The following is a 22,344-nucleotide window of genomic DNA, read 5'->3' as shown; positions in this document are numbered from 1 at the left end:
AGCACTATGGACCAAAGCCTTTCCATCTGGGTCTTGATAGTTCTTTCCGTGATTACGGCAAACCTGCCGTTTCTCGTGGAAAAGCCCTTGCTGGTTTTGCCTTGGTCCATGCCGGGCGAGCGCTCAGGTCTCTCGCCCTGGCTGCAACTGATTGTTGGCCTTGTGTACCTGGCCGTGCTGGCTGCTTTGGGTTTGGGAATCTACACGGTGATTGCCTCCAGCTCTGGCCTGAGCTCCTTGCCAGTCATGTTGGGCAAGTTGTTTTTGGGTCTGGCTTTGGTGGGAGCCATGTTTTATTTCCCGGCCTGGCGCTCTCGCCATCAGAAAGTTTCCAAAGGCTTTTTTTCTCGCCTTCTGGAAGTCTGTGCGTTTTACGGGATTATGGGTGCGTTCGGCTTTGCTTTTGAAGCCAGCATCGGTAACCCGTTCAAGCAGACTTGGGTGTTCTACACCATTACCTTTGCTTTATTCTTGGTGATGGCGTACCCCGGCTTTGTGTATCGCTATTTGATGCGCCACCCCAAGGGCAAGTTTGAATAGTGCTGAATGCATGAAAAAAACCTCGCAATCTTGCGAGGTTTTTTTTGTCCTGAATGTCTGTGTCATGCCGTCAGCGGCTGGCTTTGATGCATGTGAGGGGCTGCATACCGCGTGTGCAGCCCACAGAATCGATCAAGGTTTGTCCAGGGGGGCATGGGTAGCGCCCGCCACGCCCAGACGCTTGCAGACGCCCTGAGCTTCTTGAGCGAGAACCAGCGTCAGTTGTTCGGCAGGCAGGGCACGACCCAAGGCAGCGCTTTGTCCGCTCCACAGAGAACTGAATTCGGTACGGCCTTGTTTTTCGGCTTCGATACGCAGCGGGCTGAGAGCCGAACCCGCATGGGGAAATACCGGAGCGCTGGCACTTAAAGGACCGATTTCATCCATCAGACGAGTGCGGATACTGCGGGCAGGGCGACCGGAGAACAGATTGGTCAAGGCTGTGCCGTCCGAGCGACTATTGGACAGGGCTTCGCGATGCAGTGGAGTGATCTTGGATTCAGGGCAGAACAGGTAGGCCGTGCCAATTTGAGCTGCGCTGGCGCCCAAGGCCAGGGCGGCAGCAATACCGCGTCCATCGGCAATACCACCGGCCGCAATCACAGGAATAGTGACGGCATCGGCAATCTGGGGAACCAAAGACATGGTGCCCACTTGTGTATGCACTTTATCGTCCAGGAATATGCCACGGTGGCCACCGGCTTCCAGACCCTGGGCGATGATGATGTCGGCGCCGTGCTCTTGCAGCCAGACCGCCTCAGCCGTCGTGGTAGCGCTGGACATGACCAGGGCACCGGCTTTTTTCACACGCTGGATCAGCTCGGGGGAGGGCAGGCCAAAGTGGAAGCTGACGACTTCGGGTTTCAGGTCTTCGACCAATTCTGCATGCTGACTGGAGAAGGGCGCGCGTGCCGCTTTGGGCAATTCCTGATTGGGGTCCTGGCCGTATTCCTGGTAGTAAGGCATCAGGCGCAGACGCCACTCTTGCAGAGCCTCAGGCTCCAGGCGCAGGTCTTCATGACAAAAGAAGTTCAGATTGATAGGGGCCGATACGGCTTGCCGGAACAAGCCTACTTGTTCCCGAATCTGCTCCGGACTGAGCATGGCGCAGGCCAAAGAGCCCAGGCCCCCAGCACGAGCAACGGCAATAGCCAGTTCGCTGTCTTGGGCGCCGGCCATAGGGGCTTGAACGATGGGGTGTTCGATGTGGAGCAGATCCAGCAAGGTATTGTTGGGCCAGATGTACATGGAGGGCGTCCTCGGTCATTTCGCGATAGCTTTTATCGTAGCAGGATGAGTTCAGGCTGAAAACTGACATTGTCGCCTGTTGGTAGGGCCGTGCCCGGGCTGCAGCAGGCTACAATAATCGTCTTTTGGCACAGTGACTGTGCTGTATTTTCTTGTTTTGTGGACGATCTGATGTCTCATCTCATTCTTCAAGGGCCGCGCCTGGATAGCGCCATCATCGAAAAAATTGCGGCAGTGGTGCAGGCCGATGGAGTCCAGGAGCTGGGTCCTACCGCCGTGCGCCTGCTGGGTGCAGATGCTACGCAGCGCGCTGAGGTGCAGGCCTTGTGCAAGACCGGCGCGATGGATTTTGCTTTTCTGGAGCAGATTGATCGCCTGAAAGAAATGCGTGTGCTGGCAATGGACATGGATTCCACGCTGATCAATATCGAGTGTATTGACGAGATCGCTGATATGGCTGGCCGCAAGGAGCAGGTTGCCACAATTACTGAAGCGGCCATGCGCGGCGAAATCAAGGACTTCACCGAAAGTCTGAATCGCCGTGTCGCATTTCTGGAGGGTGTGCCCGTCAGCGATCTGACTCGCGTCTATGAAGAGCGCTTGCAGCCTAACCTGGGTGCAGACCGCTTGATTGCGACGGCCCATGCCCACGGGGTGAAAACTTTGCTGGTGTCGGGGGGCTTCACCTTCTTCACCGAGCGCATGAAAGACCGTTTCAGTCTGAGCTACGCCCACTCCAATACCTTGGAAGTGGTGGACGGCAAGCTGACCGGTAAAGTGTTGGGCGCAATTGTAGATGGTCAGGCTAAAGCCCGTTTCCTGCAGGAACTGGCGGCTGAGCTGGGTGCAGGTCCAGAGCAGTGTATTGCGATTGGAGATGGGGCCAATGACTTGCCCATGATGTCCAAGGCCAAGTACTCGGTGGCTTATCGTGCCAAGCCGGTGGTGCAGGAGCAAGCCAGCTTTGCCTTGAATCACTCTCCGTTGGATGCCGTGTTGAACTGGTTCCGCCTGGACGTTTGATGTCGGCGGATCGTCAGCGTAGTCTGGCGAAAGAATGAAGGTGGGCGCCCCAAACTCAAGGCTTACCAAGAGTTGGTCTGTATATAGGCCTTCCAGCTCACCAGCGTAAACGCACAAGGCAGGAGTTTGGCTGTCAAAAATAAAAGAGCGCTGTCCTTGGGCAGCGCTCTTTTTTATATCCTAGCCTTGTTGTTAAGGCTTACTTCTCTTTGCGCAAGCTGTTCAAGACATTACGCACGGCTTGAATACGGTTCTTGATTTCCTCGCCTTTGGTAATTTCAACCTTGAGCTTGTCCGGCCCAGCCAAGCGTACCTGCTTGTTCTTTTGCACCAGTTCAATAATGCTGACCGCGTCCACATTGGGCTTGGAGGAAAACTGAATCGTCGCTTGAGCTTCGCTGGCATCGATTTTCACAATACCCAGAGGCTCGGCCTTGATGCGCAAGCGATGCACGGCTAGCAGGTTCTCGCCGGCTTCTGGCAGCAGGCCGTAGCGGTCGATCAGCTCCTCATGGATATGGATCAGGTCGTCTTCGGTACGGGCGTGTGACAGGGCTTTGTAGTGGCCCAGACGGGCATTCACATCCGGACAGTAGTTGGCTGGCAGCAGCGCAGAAGTATGCAGATTCACTTCGCACTGCAAGGCAAAGGGCGAGTCCAGATCAGGTTCTTCACCGGCCTTCAGGGCTTTGACGGCCGTGTTGAGCATATCCGCATACATGGAATAGCCCACTTCCTGAATGTCGCCGGATTGGGATTCGCCCAGCACTTCACCGGCACCCCGAATTTCCAGATCGTGCATGGCCAGGAAAAAGCCTGCACCCAGTTCTTCCATGGCTTGAATGGCTTCCAGCCGCTTTTTCGCATTGCTGGTGATGGCATCCTCGCCAGGGGTCAGCAGATAGGCATAAGCCTGGTGGTGAGAGCGTCCTACTCGTCCACGCAATTGGTGCAGCTGAGCCAGACCCAGGCGATCCGCACGGTGGATGACGATGGTATTGGCCGTGGGCACGTCAATGCCGGTTTCAATAATCGTGGTACACAGCAGCACGTTGTAGCGCTTCTGGTAGAAGCCCTTCATGACGGCTTCCAGTTCGCGCTCCGGCATTTGGCCGTGAGCCACTGCAATACTGGCTTCTGGCACTAGTTCTTCCAGACGGGCACGGCGGTTGTGAATGGTCTCGACTTCGTTATGCAGGAAGTAGACCTGACCACCGCGTTTCAATTCGCGCAGCAGCGCTTCGCGTATGGTGCTGCCATCTTCACGACGCACGAAGGTCTTGATCGCCAGACGTTTTTGCGGTGCCGTGGCAATGACGGAAAAGTCCCGTATGCCTTCCAGGGACATGCCCAAGGTGCGTGGAATAGGTGTAGCGGTCAGGGTCAGGATATCGACTTCGGCACGCAGCTGCTTCAAGGCCTCTTTCTGGCGCACACCAAAGCGATGTTCCTCGTCGATGATGACCAGGCCCAGTTGTTTGAAACGCACATCCGAGGACAGGATTTTGTGCGTACCAATCACAATATCGACGCTGCCGTCGCGCAGGCCCGCAATCGCGGCCTGCGTTTCCTTGGTCGAGCGGAAGCGGGACAGTTCGGCAACACGGATAGGCCAGTCGGCAAAACGGTCCGAGAAGGTCTGCGCATGTTGCTCGGCCAGCAGAGTGGTTGGGCACAACAGGGCAACCTGTTTGCCATTGGCCACGGCCAGAAAGGCGGCACGCAGGGCGACTTCGGTTTTACCAAAGCCCACATCCCCGCAGACCAGACGGTCCATAGGCTGGCCGGACGTCATGTCGTTCACGACGGCTTCAATGGCAGCAGCCTGGTCCGGTGTTTCCTCAAAGCCAAACCCTTCGGAGAAGGCTTGATAGTCATTGAGCGGCAGCTTGAACTTGAAGCCTTCACGAGCGGCGCGCTGAGCGTACAGGGCCAGCAATTCCGCAGCGCTGTCACGTGCTTGTTTCGCAGCACGGCGGCGGGCCTTATCCCATTGGCCGGAGCCGAGCTGGTGTAAAGGTGCATGCTCGGGATCAGCACCGCTGTAACGGGCAATCACGTGCAACTGGGCTACGGGCACATACAAAGTGCTGCCTTTGGCGTATTCCAGGTGCAGGAACTCGACCGGGCCTTCGCCCAGGTCCATTTCTTTCAGGCCGCAGTAGCGTCCAATCCCGTGCTCGGCGTGAACGACGGGGTCGCCTTCACGCAGTTCGGACAGGTCCCGCACCATGGCTTCCACATCGCTGCTGCGCTCGTTGCGGCGACGGCTGCTTTGGGTGCGAGTCTGGGTGGGGTAAAGGTCGTTTTCAGTCAGCAGGCTCAGGCTGTCATGCACCAAGGCAAAGCCACGTGACAAAGGCGCGACGACCAGGGCAAAAGCCGCGTCTGACTCCAGGAAATCGGCCAGACTCTGGCAGTCTGTTGCGGGTGACAGATCATGTTCACGCAGCATCTGCAGCAGCGTTTCCCGACGACCTGCCGAATCCGCACACAGCACGGTCCGGTTTTTCGGGTCCAGCACTTCTTGCCGCAGTTGAGCCAATGGATCCTTGTCGCGTCGGTTTACAGCAACCACAGGCAAAGGCTCGAAATCGGGATGAGCTATAGGCTGGTTGTCAGCCTGGGCGCTCAGGCTCAGGCGGCTGAAAGGCTTGATGTCATTGAAAAACTGCTCGTCTGACAAAAACAGGCTTTCTGGCGGCAGAATCGGGCGTTCACGGTCGTTCTTCAGGAAGGAAAAACGGCTATGAGTATCGCTCTGGAAGCGGCCAATCGCGTTTTGTGCATCCCCGTGAGTAATGACCAGGCTACCTTGGGGCACATAGTCCATCAAGGTGGCCGTTTCTTCAAAGAACAGCGGCAGATAGTATTCAATACCGGCAAAGGCAATACCGTTGCCTACATCTTTATAGGGCAGGGCACGTGAAGGATCGCCTTCAAAGAACTCGCGGAAACGAGCCCGGAATTGCGTGCGCGCCTCTTCGTCCATGGGGAATTCACGGCCGGGTAGCAGCTGGATTTCCTTGACCGGATACAGGCTGCGCTGGGTGTCGATATCAAAGCTGCGTATGCTTTCAATTTCGTTGTCGAACAGGTCCAGACGGTAAGGCAGCACTGAACCCATAGGGAACAGGTCAATCAGGCCACCGCGAATGCTGAATTCGCCTGGAGCGCTGACCTGTGTCATATGGGTGTAGTTGGCCAACATCAACTGGGCGCGCAGTTGCGCCTCATCCAGCTCGTCGCCCTGGCGGAATGAGAAGGTGTAGGCGGCCAGAAAGGAGGGCGGAGCCAGACGATACAAGGCGGTGGTGACGGGGACCGTCAGTACATCGACCTCGTGCATGGTCAGGGCATGCAAGGTGCGCAAACGCTCGGAGATCAGATCCTGGTGCGGAGAGAAGCTGTCGTATGGCAGTGTTTCCCAGTCCGGCAGTTGGCGCACGCGCAGGGCGGGGCCAAACAACAGGATCTCCTCGGCCAGCCTTTGGGCCGTCAAGGGATCGGCGCAGAGCACCAGAATAGGCGCTTTATGTTGGCGGGCCAGGTCGGCAATCAGGCAGGCATCACCCGAGCCGGGGGGCATGGGCTGCGAGTAGCGTTGACCGGGGCGTAAGGCAGCCAGCACATCTTGCGTGCTGGGCAGGGACAGGGAGTGCTGTTTTTCGGTTTCCATCAGGATTGTCATTATAAAATCACCCACCTATGAAGACTACCTTGATTGCAATTGTTCCAGCCGCCGGTATTGGCTCGCGCGCCCTGGATTCTGCCACGAAGGCGCAAGGCTTGCCCAAGCAATACCGTTTGCTGGGTGGGCAGCCCATGTTGCGCCGCTCGGTACAGGCTTTGCTGGCTGATGAGCGCATCAGCCAGGTGCGGGTGGCCGTGGCCCCCGGTGATACCTGGGCCGCCGCCGCACTGGAAGGCTTGCCGCGCACGATTTGTCTGCCTTGTGGTGGAGAAACGCGAGCAGAAACGGTGCTCAATACCTTGCAGAGCCTGGATAAGGACGAACAAGCCTGGGCTCTGGTTCACGACGCTGCTCGTCCCGGTTTGCCCAGGAAGGCTTTGGCGCGCCTGATTGATGCCTGCTTGCAGGCGCAACGCGGTGGCTTGCTGGCTTTACCCGTGCCTGATACCGTCAAGCGCGCAACGCCCGCCGAGCCAGCTGCGGTGCAGGAAACAGTGGATAGAGATGGACTGTGGTTAGCGCAGACTCCCCAGCTGTTTCCTGCCCATACTTTGCGTGAGGCTCTGCTAGCGGCTAAAGAACAGGGTTTTGCGGTGACGGATGAGGCCAGCGCCATGGAGTTGACGGGTAGCCAACCCTTATTGATATTGGGTTCGGCGCGGAATTTTAAAGTCACCTGGCCTGAAGATTTTGAATTGATGGAGAAATGGTTATGAGCATGCCGATTCGCGTAGGACAAGGTTTTGATGTGCATGTGCTGTGCGAAGGCCGGCCTTTGATTCTGGGCGGCGTCACCATTCCGCATACGCATGGCCTGATGGGTCATTCGGATGCCGATGCCTTGCTGCACGCCATTACCGATGCGATTTTGGGGGCGGCGGGTCTGGGAGATATTGGGCGTCACTTTCCGGACACGGACCCAAAATACAAGGGTGCCGATAGTCGAGTGCTGCTGCGTCATGCTTATGAGCAGGTACGCGCGGCGGGCTGGTTGGTAGGCAATGTGGATGCCACGATTCATGCGCAAAAACCCAAGATCGCACCACATGCTCCGGCGATGGTGGCCAATATCGAGGCCGATCTGCAATTGGAACCCGGCAGTGTGAACATTAAGGGTAAAACAAACGAGGCGATTGGTTTTGTGGGACGCCAGGAAGGGATTGCGGTGACCTCAGTCGCCCTGTTGTACCGTGCTTGATCGGCTTGGGACTGAACCCGGCCTTGGGCAAGGGGGGCTATCCCCTGCCTAAGGCTCAAGGTACTCAGATGGCTTTGGTGTCTTTATCGCCTTGCGTTCCAGGTGCATTACGACTGGCACGGATGCGGGGCAATTGAATGCGCGCGGTCAAGCCCTCGGACGGCGCACTGACCAGCTCGAAGTGACCTCCGACTTGTCCCAGCAAACGCTCCACAATAGCTAGTCCCAAGCCTGCGCCACTGACGCCTGTGCGTGCAGAGACGCCGCGCGAGAAGGGGCGCAGCAGGCGCTGGATATCGCCCTTTTCAATACCGGCTCCCTGATCCTTGACGGCAATCACCAGAATATTGCCATGCTGATGCGCCGACAGCTCAATGCGTGCCCGATCATCCTCAGGACTGCGTCCATAGCGACGGGCATTTTCGATCAGGTTGGAGACGATACGCTTCAAGTCGTGGGCGCTGATGCGGGCATACAGATTGGGTTCAACGGAGGCTGTCAAAATCCCACCCAGTGATTCGGTATGCGTGCGTTCGCGTTCGTAGACATCATTGAGCACGGCGGAAACATCAATGCCATGTTCAGGAACGGCAGCAGCGGGGCGGGCGTATTCCATCAGTTGACCAATACTGTGGTCAATCTGTGCCAGGTCCTCGTCAATGGCGGCGCGGGTTTCGTCCGATACCTGGCTTAATTCAATTTCCAGACGCATGCGCGCCAGCGGTGTGCGCAAGTCGTGCGAAATGCCGGCCAGCATGATTTCCCTATCGGCCTCCGTCTGGCGAATGTCGCGCGCCATGCGGTTAAAGGCAATATTCATGTCGCGGATTTCAACCGGGCCTTTTTCAGGCAGGGTACTGGGGGTTTCGCCACGGGCCAGTTGCTGAGCCACTTTGGCCAACTGAGCCAAAGGCCGGTTCACGAAACGCACACTGACAGCGGCACCAATCAAGGCCAGCAGCAAGGCGGTAGCGCCCCAGCCCAGCCATTCCACGCCGGCAGTCAGACTTAATTGTTCGCGATCAAAGACCAGCCAATACTGATCTTCATTGATATCAAAGGAAACCCAGATGCCGGGCACGCTGTTGACCGACCACATGATCAAGGTCTGGCTGCCCAGTGCGCCACGCACTTCGGTAGAGACGTGCTGCCAGTAGTTGGAGCGTGGCAAGGGTTCCAGTTCGTCCGTGTTCTCGCGTGGTTGCACGCGCAGACTTTCCTTGGTGGCCAGATCCAGCAACAGGGCAGGGCGTACCGCCGGGGGCGCGTACACCAGGGCCGAGCGGGTGATGCTGACAATGGACGCCACGCGCTGCGCCATTTGGGCTGCGCGTGGGCCTTCTTCCATACTGAAGAACACTTGCAGCCAGGCACCCAGGCTGACGAGCATCAACGCTGCGAGCAATAAAAAAGACCGGCTGAATAAACCCAGCCGGATACTTGAGTTTTTTGTTGCTCGGCGTTGGGCGGCCACGGCGGGCCGCCCTTCTTGCTGACCGGAAGACAAGGTCAGTTACCGCCGTCTGGAACAAAAACGTAGCCCAGACCCCAGACCGTTTGAATGAACACGGGCTTGGAAGCATTGGGTTCGATCAGCTTGCGCAGACGCGAAATCTGCACGTCCAGGCTGCGGTCAAAAGCTTCGTATTCGCGGCCACGCGCCAGTTCCATCAGTTTGTCGCGCGACAAGGGGATCTTGGGATGACGGGCAAACACCTTCAGCACGGAGAACTCGCCCGTTGTGATGGGGACGACTTCGTTGTTGCGTGTCAGTGTTCGTGTGGACAGGTTCAGCACATAGGGGCCGAACTCGATCGATTCATTTTCCTGACTAGGTGCGCCGGGGTGTTCCTCGGTACCACGGCGTCGCAAGATAGCGTTGACACGGGCTAGCAGTTCGCGGGGGTTGAAAGGTTTGATGAGGTAGTCATCGGCACCCATCTCCAGGCCCACGATACGGTCGATTTCTTCGGCCTTGGCAGTGAGCATGATGATGGGGGTGTTGTCGTGTCCGCCGCGCAGCCGACGACAGATGGACAGGCCATCCTCGCCTGGCAGCATCAGATCCAGTACCAGCAGATCGAAATGCTCGCGTTGCCAGAGTTTGGCCATTTCTTTACCGTCTTCGGCGACGAAAACGTTGAACCCTTGTTCAGACAAGTAGCGGCGCAATAAATCGCGCAGCCGGGGATCGTCGTCAACGACAAGGATTTTGCGGGTGAGGGGGGGGGTCGGCGTATTCATAGCGAAAATGTAACAGGCATCAGAAACCGCGTATAGGGGGGTGTAGAAAAATATTACACATTAAGCGTTTTGTACTATTTATGCGCCTTGCAGCGGATTTGGACTGGCTTCACAGAAGATTATATGGTGGCAAATAGTTTGACGACCCGGCTTGAGTCAGGTCAAAAAAAGAGCGGCCAGAGGGCAAATACACCCGAAATTCCATGATGGACTGCTTTGTCCTTGTCCGATCCCAGGGAGCTGCCTATTTTGAGTCTGCTTAAACTAAAATAGCGCGATGGATGCACATATTCTTGCCCTGGAGACTTCCTCCAATCTCTGTGAACTGACCTTGTTGTCTCGCACCCAAGCGGGTATTTCGCTGGTGGAGCTGAGCCACGAGGGGACTGGCGATCATGCCGAACGCCTTTTGCCCATGGCCGAGCAACTGCTGGAGCAGGCCGGTCTGGACAGGCACGCTCTGACGGCGATTGCTTTCGGCCAAGGCCCTGGTGGTTTTACTGGCCTGCGCGTGGCCTGTGGTGTAGCTCAAGGTATGGCTTTTGCCTTGGACTTGCCGGTGCTGCCGGTCTCGTCCTTATTGGCGGCTGCTGCTTGCGGTACGCCTGTAGAGGGCACCGCCTATGTGGTGGCACAGGATGCGCGCATGCAAGAGGTCTACGCGGCTGTGTACTGCTGGACAGCTGAGAAGTCCTGGTCTGTGCTGCAAAGCCCGGTCTTGCTGGATGCCGCGCAGGTCACTACCTGGATCGCCCGTTTGCAGGCTGAGGGTTTGATCGCAGAGCAGCAGCCTATTCAAGTCGTCGGTGACGCATTGGAGCAGTTTCCTGATCTGGCCCCAGCTGTGCTCGCACAGGGTTGGGAAGTGGGTCAGGCATGGCGTGCAACAGGTGCCAGCGTGGCGCATTTGGCTCTGCATGATCTGGATGAAGGACGGGGGATCTCCCCGGATCTGGCCATGCCGCTGTATGTGCGCGAGAAAGTCGCCTACACCATCCAGGAGCGTGAGCAGGGCCTGGGCGGAAACCCGGCGGCTCTGGATCAACCTCTGCAAATTGAAGCCATGCAGGCCGGGCATGTGTCCGCCGTGCTGGATATTGAGCGTCGTGTGGAAAGCCATCCCTGGACGGCAGGCAACTTCACGGACGCCCTGGGCAATAGCGCGTACTGCTCCCGAATCATTCATAAACAAGGCCAGGTGCGAGGCTATGCCATCTGGCTGCAAGCCCCCGATATGATTGAGCTTTTGCTGATTGGGGTGGCCCCTGAACAGCAGCGGCGAGGTCTGGCTCGGCAATTGCTGGATGACGGCCTGCTGTGGGCTCGTCAGCATCAGCTGGAGCGCGTGGTTCTGGAAGTGCGGGCCTCGAATGCGCCAGCTATTGGTCTGTATCAGAAGTACGGTTTCAAGGCGGATGGTCTGCGTAAAAACTACTATCCGCTGGGCGATGGACAGCGTGAAGACGCGGTCTTGATGAGTCTGAACCTGGCCAGCAGGGCTGGGGCATGATCGATTTTCAGCCTATCTCCCCTCTGCAACGCACCTGGCTTTTGGAGTTGGGGCTGGAGCGTGCTTTTCTGGCGCGTCTGCCGCAGGCACAGCCGCTTGGGCAATCCGCAGCCATAGCAGCGGCCCCTGCGCAAGAGGCTGCAGCGGCCCCGCAGACGGCTCAGTTGGCAGGCCGAAATCTGGATGATGCAGGCAGCCCTGCGCCTGCTTCGGCTCCCGCAGCGGCTACTGATGCCATGTCGGCGCGTGATCAGGCGCTAGCAGTTTTGCGTAAATCCGGCGCTCGACCTGTTGCAGCGGCTCCTGTGGAGGAGGTCGTGCAGCGGCCTGCTGTACTGATTCAGCCCGAAAAAGCCCAGGATATGGCCAGCTTGCTGGAGCAGGTACAGGCTTGTCAGGAGTGCGGTCTGCATACGGGCCGCGCTCAAGTGGTATTTGGTTCAGAACTCTTGTCTGAACCGGACTGGATGATTATTGGTGAAGCGCCGGGCACCAGTGATGATCGCAGCGCCCAGCCTTTTGATGGCAAAGCCGGGCTGCTTTTGCAAGCCATGCTCAATAGCGCGATTCCTGATGCTTCGGTCTATAAAACGCATCTGGTGAAATGCCGCCCCTTGGGCAACCGTCCACCTACCCAAGAAGAGCTGGCCGCGTGTCGGGCCTTTCTGGATGCGCAGATTCGCTTGGTACAGCCACGTCGCTTGCTGGCCGTTGGCCATTTGGCGGCGGTGGCATTAAGTGGTCGTGATGAAGATCTGGAGGCTTTGCGGGGCCAGGCCCTGACGTATACCGATGCCCAGGGTCGTAGCCTGCCTTTGGTGGTGACTTACCATCCTGCCTCGCTGTTGCTGCGCCCGCAGCACAAAGCCAATGCCTGGCGGGATTTGTCCTTGCTGCGCGAGTTGCAGGGCCAGTCCTGATCTCAGTTCTTGCAGGTGACTTTTAGCGCTGAGTTGCCTCGTCAGACGTCATTATGGAAAAACACCCCAAAGATTGGATTCATGTCCAACTTTTGGGGTGTAGTGCCTTTTTGGGGCTGTCCCTTACTTGGCCGTCAAGGCCTGCCCATGACCTTCCTGGCCTATGCAGGCTTCCAGCTCGGGGTGCGCGCGCAGATTGGCGTTTTTCCAGATGATGAATACCGTCATCAAGGACGCTACCATCAGGCCAAAGAACACAATGATGTAGTTGATGGGCAAACGCAGCCACAACAGCAGGCTGTACAGCGCCAGCATGAACAGAATGTTCAGCTGTTCATTGAAGTTCTGCACGGCAATGGAGTGACCGGCCGACAACATGACGTGCCCGCGATGTTGGAGCAGGGCATTCATGGGAACGACGAAAAAGCCGGACAAGCCGCCAATGCCCATCAGCAGGGTGTAGACCGCCCATTTCTCGTGCACCAAGGGCATGAGCAGAACCACAAAGCCCATTGCCACTCCCACTGGCAGAACGGCCAGTGATTTCTTCAGGGGAACGCGGGCTGCAAAAACGGCGCCAAAGACCGTGCCCAATGCGGCTACGCCCATCAGCACCGAGGCCTGGTCCAGACGGTAGCCCAGATGTTGAGCGCCCCATTCGATCACAATGAATTGCAGTGTGGCACCGGCCCCCCAGAATAAAGTGGTTACCGCCAGCGAGATCTGGCCCAGCTTGTCACGCCACAGAATATGTACATAGGTACGGAATTCCTTGAGCAGCAGAATAGGGTTCTTTTGTTGGGGCGGGTAGTCGATATTGGTGCGGGGAATCAGCAGGTTGCACAGCGCTGCCGACAGGTAAATAAAGGAAATCAGCAAGATAGCGACTTCGGCACGCGTCTGGGCCAAAGGTGCAATCAGGGGGTGTTCGGCTAGCGAACTGGCGATCGACGGGTTGATCAGAATGCCGCCCAGCACGGTGCCGCCGATGATGGACAGAACGGTCAGCCCTTCAATCCAGCTATTGCCCTTGACCAACTGTTCGGGCTTGAGCATTTCGGTGACGATGCCGTATTTGGCGGGAGAGTAGGCAGCAGCACCGATACCTACCAGGGTGTAGGAGACAAAGACCAGAACCAGCTGCTGGGAGTCGTTCATGCCAAAGTACTGGTGGCAGAACATCAACATACAGCCTATCAGCTTGATGGCATTGGTGGCGAACATCACCCGGCCCTTGGGATACGAGTCGGCAAAGGCCCCTACAAAAGCGGCCAATAGCACGTAGGACAGCGCAAACCACCATTTCATCATGGGGACCATCCAGATAGGTCCGTGCAGGTCAGCGATCAGGGCGATGGCGGCAATCAGCAAGGCATTGTCGGCAACTGACGACAATGCCTGCGCGGCCATGACCAGATAAAATCCTTTATTCAAAATACATCCCGAATACGTGTGCCCACAGGTGCAGTCTCGGGACTGCAGAGCACGAATCAAAGCCAGGTGTCAGGCCTGGGGAGCTTTTTCAAGGCGGCTCCTCATGGTTTTTCTGACCAAGCCTGAGCCGGTGTGAAATTTACGAAGAGAGATGGGGAGCAAGAATAACAGGGACTGCGGGGGCAGTGGTATCAGAAATTCATTGCGGCTATCTGTCTGCGCGGATTTTCTGGCCGGGCGGGCGCTGGCAAAGCGCTATTGTAAATGCCCTGTCTGACACTCTTGTCCTGCTTGCCAAGCAGGGTAAACAGGACTTGACGGCAAGGGGGAGTTTACTGCCTTATCATCCCAGCAGCCGTGCCGTGGTTTTCATTTGTTTTTTGGCGTGTTTTGCTGTGGGTGGCAGGTGCTGCGGTATCATACGACTCGCGGTGCCGGGCAGATCAAGATGCGCCTGTGCGCCTGTTCAAATTGGTCTTTTCTGAGCTGACTTCTACCCTGTGCGTCTAACCCAGATCAAACTAGCTGGTTTCAAATCCTTTGTGGACCCGACCTCCATCCCAACTCCCAGTCAGTTGGTTGGCGTTGTCGGGCCCAACGGCTGTGGAAAATCCAACATCATCGATGCGGTGCGCTGGGTGCTGGGCGAGAGCAAAGCCTCCGAGCTGCGTGGCGAGTCCATGCAGGACGTGATTTTCAATGGCTCCTCGCAACGCAAACCGGCGGGCCGCGCATCGGTTGAGCTGGTTTTCGATAATTCTGAAGGGCGGGCCTCGGGTCAGTGGAGCACCTATGCCGAGATCTCGGTACGGCGTGTCCTGAGCCGGGACGGGACCAGCAGCTACTTTCTGAACAATCAGGCTGTTCGTCGGCGTGATATTCACGACATCTTCCTGGGTACGGGCTTGGGGGCGCGGGGTTACGCCATCATCGGGCAGGGCATGATCAACCGCCTGATCGAAGCCAAGCCCGAAGAGTTGCGCGTGTTTCTGGAAGAAGCTGCGGGTGTATCGCGCTACAAGGAGCGTCGCCGCGAAACGGAAAGCCGCTTGCGCGATACCCGCGAAAACCTGCTGCGTGTGGAAGATATCCAAAGGGAACTGGATGCGCAGCTGGAGAAATTGCAGGCGCAGGCTGAAGTGGCGCGCCAGTATCGTGACTTGCAGCAAGACGGTGAGCTCAAGCAAAACCTGCTGTGGCTGCTGAAAGAGTCCAATGCACAGAGCGATCAAAAAGCCCGTTTCCTGGCGATTGAACAGGCTCAGACCAAGCTGGAGGAATCCATTGCCGGTTTGCGGCATGCCGAATCCACGTTGGAGTCGCAGCGACAAGCTCATTTACAGGCTGGCGATGCCTTGCATCTGGCGCAAAGCCAGTTGTATGAGGCGGGCTCTCAAGTGTCCAGCCTGGAAGCAGAAATTCGCCACGTGCTGGATTCGCGCAGCCGCATGGCGCAGCGCCGTGAGCAACTGGAACAACAGCAGCATGACTGGATTGAACAACAAGAACATTGCCAGCAAGAACTGGAAAACAGTGAGCAGCAGCGCGAAGAAGCCGCGGTAAAGCTGGAAGAATTACAGATTCTGCTGGAGGAGGCGCAAGGCGCCTTGCCCGATCTGGAGCTGCGTGTACGCGAACAGGCCCAGCGTCGGGACGAAATGCGCATGGCTTTGGCGCGTCTGGAACAGAATTTGGCCCTGGCTGCGCAATCGCAGCGTGATGCCGACCGTCAGATCCAAGGTGTGGAGCAGCGTCAGGAGCGCTTGAAGCAGGAATTGCGCGAACTCAATGCCCCGGACCCGGACAATCTGGAGCGCCTGCAAGGCGATCTGAACATGCTGCAAAATCAGTTGCAGCAAGCTCAGGAACATATGCAGCATCTGGAGGCCCAGCTTCCTCGACTGGAAGAGGAGCGCAAGAAGGCGCAGGAGCAAGCCTTGCAAGGCGGGCAGGATATGGCCCGTCTGGAAGCACGTCATCTGGCCTTGAGTCGTTTGCAGGAGGATGTGGCGCGCAAGGGAACTCTGGAACCCTGGCTGGCCAAGCATGGACTGGAGAGCATGAAGCGTCTATGGCAAAGCCTGGACGTGGAAAAAGGCTGGGAAACCGCGCTGGAGGCTGTGCTGCGCGAGCGCATGACGGCCTTGGAGCTGCGCCGCCTGGATATGGCCGCAGCTTTCGCCAGTGATGCACCACCGGCCCGTTTAAGTTTTTATCAGTTGCCCGAGGCGGGAGCGCCGGCCAAGCCTGCCCTGGATTTACCCTTGTTGACTTCGGTGTTGCGACAGCAAGAGGGTGGCTTGCGCAGCTTGCTGGATAATTGGTTGCATCAGGTTTATGTCTGTCAGGATTTGAAGCAGGCCCTGAGCTTGCGCGATCAACTGACAGATCAAATGGCAATCGTGGTGCGTGACGGCCATTTGGTGGATAAGCACAGCATTCGCTTTTATGCACCCGACTCCGAACAAGCCGGGATGCTGGCACGTCAGCAGGAAATTGCTCATCTGGAGCGCGAGCTGCGCGGCGCTCAACTGATTGTCGATGAACTGGGCCATACCAGCACCCAGGCCGAAATGGCCTTGCAGCAAGTGCGTAACGGCCTGGTTCCGGCCCGAGCCCGCGTGGGCGAGCTGACAGCTCGGATGCACGATGTGCAGCTGGAGCACTCCAAGTTGGCCCAACAGGCGCAGCAGTCGCAAGAGCGTGGTAGCCGCATCAACGAAGAGCTGGAAGAACTGGCAGTACAGCGCGAAGAGCTGCAGGCGAACCGCGAGGAATTCGAGGCCCGCTTTGAAACGCTGGATGAAGAGCTGGCCGAACATCAGGGCGTGTTTGCCGAAGCGCAGATGGAAGGCGAGAAGGGCGCCGAACAGGCAGAACAGGCCCGCCGTACCCTACACGAGCGTGAGCGCGCCGTGCATGATGCCCAATTTGCCGAGCGTGCTTTGGTGCAGCGCATGGCCGAACTGCAGCGCAATCTGGCCCTGGCGCAGGAGCAGGCACAACGCACGGCCGGTCAGCTGGAAGGTTTGCAAGGTGAACTGCTGGATCTGGATGCGTCCGCCGCACAAGCCGGTTTACAAGATGCCCTGGAGTTGCGTGCCGAACGTGAAGAAGCCGTTCGTCTGGCAAAAATTCAACTCGATACGCTGGCTGCCCAATTGCGTGAGCATGAACAGGCCCGTGCCGAGAACGAAAAGAATCTGGCACCCTTGCGCGAGCAAGTCACTGAATTGCAGTTGCAGGAACAAGCGTCGCGTCTGGCGGTCGAACAGTTTGCTGAACAGCTGGACAGCAGAAAGGTAAACCGTTCCGAACTGTGGAGCTTGTTACAGGAAAAGACACCGGAATGGCAGCGTGTGGGCTGGTTGCAGTCTGAAGTGCAGCGCATCTCGCGCCAGATTGAAGGCCTGGGTCCGGTGAACCTGGCGGCCCTTGAGGAGCTGACTACGGCCCAGGAACGCAAGACCTATCTGGATGCTCAGCATAAAGATTTGAGTGATGCCATCGAGACCCTGGAAGATGCGATTCGCAAGATTGACCGCGAGACGCGCCAGTTGCTCATGGAAACATTCAACATCGTTAATCAGCACTTTGGCGAGCTTTTCCCAAGGCTATTTGGTGGTGGAGAGGCTAAACTGACGATGGTGGGCGATGAAGTGCTGGAAGCTGGGGTGCAGGTCATGGCTCAGCCACCAGGCAAGCGCAATAGCACGATTCATTTGCTCTCTGGTGGTGAAAAGGCATTGACAGCGACAGCGCTGGTTTTTGCCTTCTTCAAACTCAATCCCGCGCCCTTTTGTTTGCTGGACGAGGTGGATGCGCCACTGGATGATGCGAATACCGAACGCTATGCCAATCTGGTGGCCAGCATGAGTGACCAAACCCAGTTTTTATTTATTTCTCACAATAAAATTGCCATGCAGATGGCCAAACAACTGATCGGGGTCACCATGCAAGAGCAAGGTGTATCCCGAATTGTGGCAGTGGACGTAGACGCTGCCATGCAAATGAGCAGTGTGTAAGCCTGTTTTTTTTAATCCGCTAGTGTTGATTCGACGGAACTGACAATGAGTGATTTGCAAATCGCACTGATTTTATTGGGCATTTTGCTCATCTTGCTCGTGGTGGTCTTTAACTGGTGGCAAGACCGCCGAGTGCGCCAGCAGATGCAAAGCCAATTCCCGGATGGGGATACCGATCCCTTGATGAGCCAGCTCACCGAGCTGGAACGCCGCGAGCCCAGCATGACGCGTGGCGGCGATTCTGCGTCTGCTGACGGTGAGCACGATGCGGCCGAGGCCGACTGCACGACCGAGGCCGTTATCGATATCAGTTTCAGCCAGCCCGTGGATGCTCAGGATCTGGCTCAGGCCTTGCAATCGGTATCGCGTACCGGTGCCAAGCCTGTGCGTTATTTCGCGGAATGCGAAGGGGGCGGTCATCGTGCTCGCCTGCGTTCGGGCGAGTCCTACGCCAGCATGCAGATTGCCGTTTTGCTGGCCAACCGTAGTGGCCCCTTGTCGGCGATCGAGTGGTCGCAGGTCTGGATGGCTGCGCAAGCGCTGGCACAGCAGTTTGATGGTTCGGTAGAAGGTCCGGAACAGGATGATGTGCTGCGTCGTGCGGCTGCCCTGGATAATACCTGCGCTGATCTGGATGCCCTGGTGGGCGTGTCGGTGCGCTTGCCTGGCCCCATGCCTGCCTCGTCCGTGATTCAAATGGTCAAGGATGCCGGCTTTCTGCCCTTTGGCCAGCAACTGGCCTGGTTGGCAGATTCGGGACAGCCCCGTTTCACCGCCATGTTCGATGGTGCCCAGCCCAAAGATATTCAGTCGGCCAGCATTGAGCGTATCGACTTGCTGCTGGATTTGCCCAACAGCCCTGCGGACGATCATGCCTTCAGCCGCATGGCAACGGTGGCCCGTGATTTGGCCAGCCGTCTGGACGGCGTGGTGCTGGATGATCAAGGTCGCCCCTTGCCCGAGAGCACCGACCAAAACATTGATGAACAACTAAGTAATCTGTACGAACGCCTGGAGCAGGCTGGCTTTACAGCAGGCCAGGAACGTACAGGCAGGATTTTTTCGTGAGCTTGAAGCGAGTACAGCAGTTACATGAAGAACTGGCCCAGCATAACTGGGCCTATTACGTTCAGGATGCGCCCAGCATTTCGGACGCGCAATACGACGCATTGATGAACGAGCTGCTGGCGCTGGAAGCCGAGCACCCGGAATGGATTACTCCGGACTCGCCCACACAGCGTGTGGGTGCAGCGCCTCTGGACGGTTTTGATACGGTTCAGCACGCTGTCCCCATGCTGTCCTTGGGTAATGCCTTTGATGCTGAAGAAGTTCAGGCCTTTGACAAGCGTGTCGCCGATACCCTGGTCGAGGCAGGTGTGGTGGGACTGGATCGTCGGGTAGATTATCTGGCCGAATACAAGTTTGACGGTCTGGCGATCAGCTTGCGCTATGAGCAAGGCCTGTTGGTACAGGCATCGACTCGCGGTGATGGCACCACGGGCGAGGACGTCACCAGCAATATTCGCACCATCAAGTCCATTCCTCTGCGCTTGCGTGGCGATGCGGCACAATTGCCTGCCGTGCTGGAGGTGCGAGGCGAGGTTCTGATGAACCGGGCGGACTTTGAGCGCCTGAACGAGAACCAGACCAAGCGTGGCGAGAAAGTATTTGTGAATCCGCGCAATGCGGCCGCAGGCAGCTTGCGTCAGCTGGACCCGAAAATAACCGCTAAACGGCCTTTGCGCTTTTTCGCCTATGGTTGGGGTGAAGTCAGCCCCATGCCTGCCGCGAATCAGCCACAAAGTACCTTGTTTGCGGAACCCGCTGGCGAGGCACTGCCTCGTGATACCCAATCGGGCATGATGGACTGGCTGGAAAGCCTGGGTATGCCGTTGAGCCGCGACCGTAAAGTCGTGAAGGGCGTGCAGGGCCTGCTGGATTTCTATGGTGAAACCCAGCAACGTCGCCCCGGTTTGCCCTTTGAAATTGACGGTGTGGTCTACAAGGTCAACTCTTTGGCTGCGCAGCGTGTTCTGGGCTATGTGGCCCGTGCGCCGCGCTTTGCCGTTGCTCATAAATTCCCCGCGCAAGAAGAAATGACGCGTGTGGAGAGTATCGAGTTTCAAGTGGGCCGTACCGGGGTTGTCACACCCGTCGCGCGTTTGAAGCCGGTGTTTGTGGGCGGTGTCACAGTCACTAATGCCACGCTGCATAACGAAGACGAAGTGCGTCGCAAAGATGTGCGAGCAGGCGATACCGTCGTGGTACGCCGTGCCGGTGATGTGATCCCTGAAGTGGTTGCTGTGGTGTTGGAGCAGCGTCCTGAGAGCAGCGTGCCTTTCGAGATGGTCAAGGAGTGTCCCGCTTGTCAGTCGGCACTGGAGCGTCTGGAAGGAGAGTCTGCCTGGCGTTGTACTGGTGGTCTGATTTGTCCTGCCCAGCGCAAGCAAACCCTGATTCACGCCGCCAGCCGTAAAGCGCTGGATATTGAAGGCTTGGGTGAAAAGCTGGTGGATCAGTTGGTGGAAACCGGGCTGGTGCATACCTTGGCCGATATCTTCAAGCTGCAAGTCGAAAAGTTGGTGCTACTGGAGCGTATGGGACGCAAGTCGGCCGAGAATCTGATCGAGGCGATTGATAAAGTGCGCGAACCGGCCTTGAATCGTCTGATTTACGCCTTGGGCATCCGCCATGTGGGTGAGACCACGGCGCGCGATCTGGCACAGCATTTTGGCTCCTTGCAGGCATTGGAGCAGGCTGATGAAGAAGCGCTGCTGCAGGTCAATGAGGTGGGCCCGGTTGTAGCAGCTTCCGTACGGCACTTTTTCCAGGAGCCGCATAATCGGGAGGCCCTGGATGCGCTGCTGGCGGCTGGGGTGACTCCTCAACAGGCGCAAGCCCGCGCCAATAGCGCTAATCTGCCGTTGGCGGGCAAAACGGTGGTCATTACGGGTACGCTGCCCAGTATGAGCCGGGACGAAGCTACACGCCGTGTATTGGAAGCAGGGGGCAAGGCCAGTGGCTCGGTCTCCAAAAAGACGGCCTATGTGCTGGCAGGTGCAGAGGCGGGTTCCAAGCTCACCAAGGCGCAGGAGTTGGGCGTGACTATTCTGGACGAAGCCCAGTTCCTGGCTTTACTGGCGGGTGAATAGCGCAGGGGGAAGAAGTGAAGTTCTGCCACCTTGCAGGCTTAGCTTTTTTGCCAAGAGTCTATGAGTCAGCAGGATATTTGCTCTGGTAGCTATTTTTCGACTTTTAGGCAGTGCGCTAAGCACGCACTGCCTTTTGTTTTAATGCGCGTTGAATAGTCCTGGTGGTGGTTCAGCAGTGATCTGGGCTTTTAATTACCGCATGAACGACCTGCACAACAAACAAATATGGCGCCCTTGAGGCGCCATATTTGTTTTTCCTGCTAGCCGCCTTATCGGGAAAACAAAGCGGCTGTCAAAGCCATTACTTGATGTTGGCTTCTTTCAGGATTTTTTGCTGGTACTCGGCCAGCTTGCGCTGACGCATCATTTCTTCCAGCTGAGGCTTCACTTCGGCCATGGCGGGGAAGGTCACAGGGCGAGCATCGTCCACCTGGATGATGTGCCAGCCAAACTGCGACTGCACAGGTGCAGCGCTCAGCTCGCCTTTTTTCATCTTCTCTACAGCCTGAGCGAACTCGGGCACGTAGGTGGAGCTAGGAGCCCAGCCCAGATCGCCGCCTTGCTGGCCGCTGCCGGTGTCGATGGAGTCTTTCTTGGCGGCATCAGCAAAGCTGATTTTCTTGGACTTGATCTTGGCCAGCAAATCTTTGGCGGCAGCTTCGTCCTTGACCAGAATGTGGCGCACCTTGTATTCCTGCTGACCTTCTTCCATCGCCTTGATGGTGTTGTATTCCTTGGTCAGGTCGGCGTCGGTGACGGGGTTCTTTTTCAGGTAGTCAGCCATCAGGGCACGGACCAGAATGCTCTGGCGGGCCAGTTCCAGCTCTTGCTGAACCTGGTTGGTCTTGTCGATACCGGCTTTTTCAGCGGCTTGCACCACAGCCAGACGGTTGACCATTTCCTGTTTGACTTGCTCACGCAGCTCGGGCGAGTCCTTGGCGCCTTGCTCGACCAGAACGGCGACGAACTGATCCAGGTCTTTTTGCGTGAGGTTTTTGCCGTTTACGGTGGCAATCGTCTGTGCATAGACGGGAGCAGCCATAGCGCAGGTCAGGGCAAATGCGGCAATACGTTTCATGAGCATCCTTAAGCGGTGGTTTTGGCTTGAATAGCCAATGCGTGAATCGGGAAAGGCATTAGATCGTGGACGCGATCATACACAAGTCTGTGTCGTGCCAGTGTTGAAATTCCATCAAATTGTTTCGAGGCGATGATCACCCGAAAGTGGCTTGCACCACCTTGTGCACCGGCGTGGCCAGCGTGCAGATGGGACTCATTGATGATGTCCAGCTCCGACGGTTCCAGTGTCTGGAGCCGTTCGTGAATCAGGGAAGCAAGTGCGTCTGTCATGGCGAA

Annotated in this window: 16 protein-coding genes; 9 read left to right on the top strand and 7 right to left on the bottom strand. The window is 57.2% G+C overall.

Features of this window, described 5'->3' with window-relative positions; translation table 11 throughout:
- Positions 1-6 precede the first annotated feature (6 nt).
- Positions 7-540, top strand: coding sequence for a DUF2818 family protein (locus M2Q46_RS07145; protein ID WP_009456672.1), 534 nt, complete (start codon positions 7-9; stop codon positions 538-540).
- A 132-nt stretch (positions 541-672) separates the two neighbouring features.
- Here M2Q46_RS07145 and M2Q46_RS07140 read toward each other — a convergent pair whose 3' ends face one another.
- A complete protein-coding gene (locus M2Q46_RS07140) occupies positions 673-1,788 on the bottom strand; it encodes a nitronate monooxygenase family protein (RefSeq protein ID WP_254002112.1) in 1,116 nt (371 codons plus the stop codon).
- 171 nt (positions 1,789-1,959) lie between these two features.
- Between M2Q46_RS07140 and serB the strand changes: the two genes are divergently transcribed.
- Positions 1,960-2,811, top strand: coding sequence for a phosphoserine phosphatase SerB (serB, locus tag M2Q46_RS07135; RefSeq protein WP_009456669.1), 852 nt, complete (start codon positions 1,960-1,962; stop codon positions 2,809-2,811).
- Positions 2,812-3,010: 199 nt separating this feature from the next.
- On the opposite strand, the gene mfd is transcribed toward serB, so the two are convergent.
- Entirely contained in the window at positions 3,011-6,502 is a 3,492-nt protein-coding gene (mfd, locus tag M2Q46_RS07130; protein WP_266107985.1) for a transcription-repair coupling factor, read from the bottom strand.
- Between the two features lie 17 nt (positions 6,503-6,519).
- Between mfd and ispD the strand changes: the two genes are divergently transcribed.
- A complete protein-coding gene (gene ispD, locus M2Q46_RS07125) occupies positions 6,520-7,221 on the top strand; it encodes a 2-C-methyl-D-erythritol 4-phosphate cytidylyltransferase (protein ID WP_302356946.1) in 702 nt (233 codons plus the stop codon).
- Positions 7,218-7,703, top strand: coding sequence for a 2-C-methyl-D-erythritol 2,4-cyclodiphosphate synthase (gene ispF / locus M2Q46_RS07120; protein WP_021446886.1), 486 nt, complete (start codon positions 7,218-7,220; stop codon positions 7,701-7,703). The genes ispD and ispF overlap by 4 nt, the downstream gene beginning before the upstream one ends.
- A 64-nt stretch (positions 7,704-7,767) precedes the next feature.
- On the opposite strand, the gene M2Q46_RS07115 is transcribed toward ispF, so the two are convergent.
- On the bottom strand, positions 7,768-9,177 hold the full coding sequence (locus M2Q46_RS07115; RefSeq protein ID WP_302357050.1) for an ATP-binding protein: 1,410 nt from the start codon (positions 9,175-9,177) through the stop codon (positions 7,768-7,770).
- Positions 9,178-9,212: 35 nt separating this feature from the next.
- A complete protein-coding gene (ompR, locus tag M2Q46_RS07110; protein ID WP_003801024.1) occupies positions 9,213-9,947 on the bottom strand; it encodes a two-component system response regulator OmpR in 735 nt (244 codons plus the stop codon).
- A 277-nt stretch (positions 9,948-10,224) separates the two neighbouring features.
- Here ompR and tsaB point away from each other — a divergent pair, with 277 nt between their 5' ends.
- Together tsaB and M2Q46_RS07100 are read left to right on the top strand one after the other, a co-directional pair.
- Positions 10,225-11,457, top strand: coding sequence for a tRNA (adenosine(37)-N6)-threonylcarbamoyltransferase complex dimerization subunit type 1 TsaB (tsaB, locus tag M2Q46_RS07105; protein ID WP_302356944.1), 1,233 nt, complete (start codon positions 10,225-10,227; stop codon positions 11,455-11,457).
- The gene (locus M2Q46_RS07100; RefSeq protein WP_060186477.1) at positions 11,454-12,377 is read left to right on the top strand and encodes a uracil-DNA glycosylase; all 924 of its coding nucleotides are present in this window, start codon (positions 11,454-11,456) and stop codon (positions 12,375-12,377) included. Before tsaB ends, M2Q46_RS07100 begins: the two co-directional genes overlap by 4 nt.
- A 123-nt stretch (positions 12,378-12,500) precedes the next feature.
- On the opposite strand, the gene lplT is transcribed toward M2Q46_RS07100, so the two are convergent.
- On the bottom strand, positions 12,501-13,811 hold the full coding sequence (lplT, locus tag M2Q46_RS07095; protein ID WP_060186478.1) for a lysophospholipid transporter LplT: 1,311 nt from the start codon (positions 13,809-13,811) through the stop codon (positions 12,501-12,503).
- 500 nt (positions 13,812-14,311) lie between these two features.
- Between lplT and smc the strand changes: the two genes are divergently transcribed.
- Genes smc through ligA form a run of 3 tightly spaced genes read left to right on the top strand, consistent with a single transcriptional unit; the run spans position 14,312 to position 20,988 of the window.
- Positions 14,312-17,836 (top strand): chromosome segregation protein SMC, encoded by a 3,525-nt coding sequence (gene smc / locus M2Q46_RS07090; protein ID WP_302356943.1) that lies wholly within the window; start codon positions 14,312-14,314, stop codon positions 17,834-17,836.
- A gap of 45 nt (positions 17,837-17,881) precedes the next feature.
- Complete coding sequence (locus tag M2Q46_RS07085) at positions 17,882-18,904, top strand: cell division protein ZipA C-terminal FtsZ-binding domain-containing protein (protein WP_035272478.1); 1,023 nt, start codon at positions 17,882-17,884, stop codon at positions 18,902-18,904.
- Positions 18,901-20,988 carry an NAD-dependent DNA ligase LigA gene (gene ligA, locus M2Q46_RS07080; protein WP_302356942.1) on the top strand — a complete coding sequence of 696 codons (2,088 nt, stop codon included), beginning with the start codon at positions 18,901-18,903 and terminating at the stop codon, positions 20,986-20,988. Before M2Q46_RS07085 ends, ligA begins: the two co-directional genes overlap by 4 nt.
- Positions 20,989-21,289: 301 nt before the next feature.
- Here the strand turns inward: ligA and M2Q46_RS07075 are convergent, their stop codons facing one another.
- Together M2Q46_RS07075 and M2Q46_RS07070 are read right to left on the bottom strand one after the other, a co-directional pair.
- Positions 21,290-22,066: a peptidylprolyl isomerase gene (locus tag M2Q46_RS07075; protein WP_026483124.1), complete on the bottom strand. Its 777-nt coding sequence runs from the start codon at positions 22,064-22,066 to the stop codon at positions 21,290-21,292.
- 8 nt (positions 22,067-22,074) lie between these two features.
- A complete protein-coding gene (locus M2Q46_RS07070; RefSeq protein WP_088450531.1) occupies positions 22,075-22,338 on the bottom strand; it encodes a BolA family transcriptional regulator in 264 nt (87 codons plus the stop codon).
- Positions 22,339-22,344: the final 6 nt, after the last annotated feature.

The sequence above is a fragment of the Alcaligenes sp. YSL9 genome, from assembly GCF_030515105.1.
Classification (GTDB): domain Bacteria; phylum Pseudomonadota; class Gammaproteobacteria; order Burkholderiales; family Burkholderiaceae_B; genus Alcaligenes; species Alcaligenes phenolicus.
The sequence above is the reverse complement of the archived record's forward strand: the minus strand, read 5'-3'. Positions and strand labels throughout refer to the sequence as shown.

Coding starts and splice junctions, on each gene's coding strand:
- M2Q46_RS07145 (WP_009456672.1), top strand. CDS start 7: ATGGACCAAAGCCTTTCCATCTGGGTCTTGATAGTTCTTTCCGTGATT.
- M2Q46_RS07140 (WP_254002112.1), bottom strand. CDS start 1,788: ATGTACATCTGGCCCAACAATACCTTGCTGGATCTGCTCCACATCGAA.
- serB (WP_009456669.1), top strand. CDS start 1,960: ATGTCTCATCTCATTCTTCAAGGGCCGCGCCTGGATAGCGCCATCATC.
- mfd (WP_266107985.1), bottom strand. CDS start 6,502: ATGACAATCCTGATGGAAACCGAAAAACAGCACTCCCTGTCCCTGCCC.
- ispD (WP_302356946.1), top strand. CDS start 6,520: ATGAAGACTACCTTGATTGCAATTGTTCCAGCCGCCGGTATTGGCTCG.
- ispF (WP_021446886.1), top strand. CDS start 7,218: ATGAGCATGCCGATTCGCGTAGGACAAGGTTTTGATGTGCATGTGCTG.
- ompR (WP_003801024.1), bottom strand. CDS start 9,947: ATGAATACGCCGACCCCCCCCCTCACCCGCAAAATCCTTGTCGTTGAC.
- tsaB (WP_302356944.1), top strand. CDS start 10,225: ATGGATGCACATATTCTTGCCCTGGAGACTTCCTCCAATCTCTGTGAA.
- M2Q46_RS07100 (WP_060186477.1), top strand. CDS start 11,454: ATGATCGATTTTCAGCCTATCTCCCCTCTGCAACGCACCTGGCTTTTG.
- M2Q46_RS07085 (WP_035272478.1), top strand. CDS start 17,882: ATGAGTGATTTGCAAATCGCACTGATTTTATTGGGCATTTTGCTCATC.
- M2Q46_RS07075 (WP_026483124.1), bottom strand. CDS start 22,066: ATGAAACGTATTGCCGCATTTGCCCTGACCTGCGCTATGGCTGCTCCC.
- M2Q46_RS07070 (WP_088450531.1), bottom strand. CDS start 22,338: ATGACAGACGCACTTGCTTCCCTGATTCACGAACGGCTCCAGACACTG.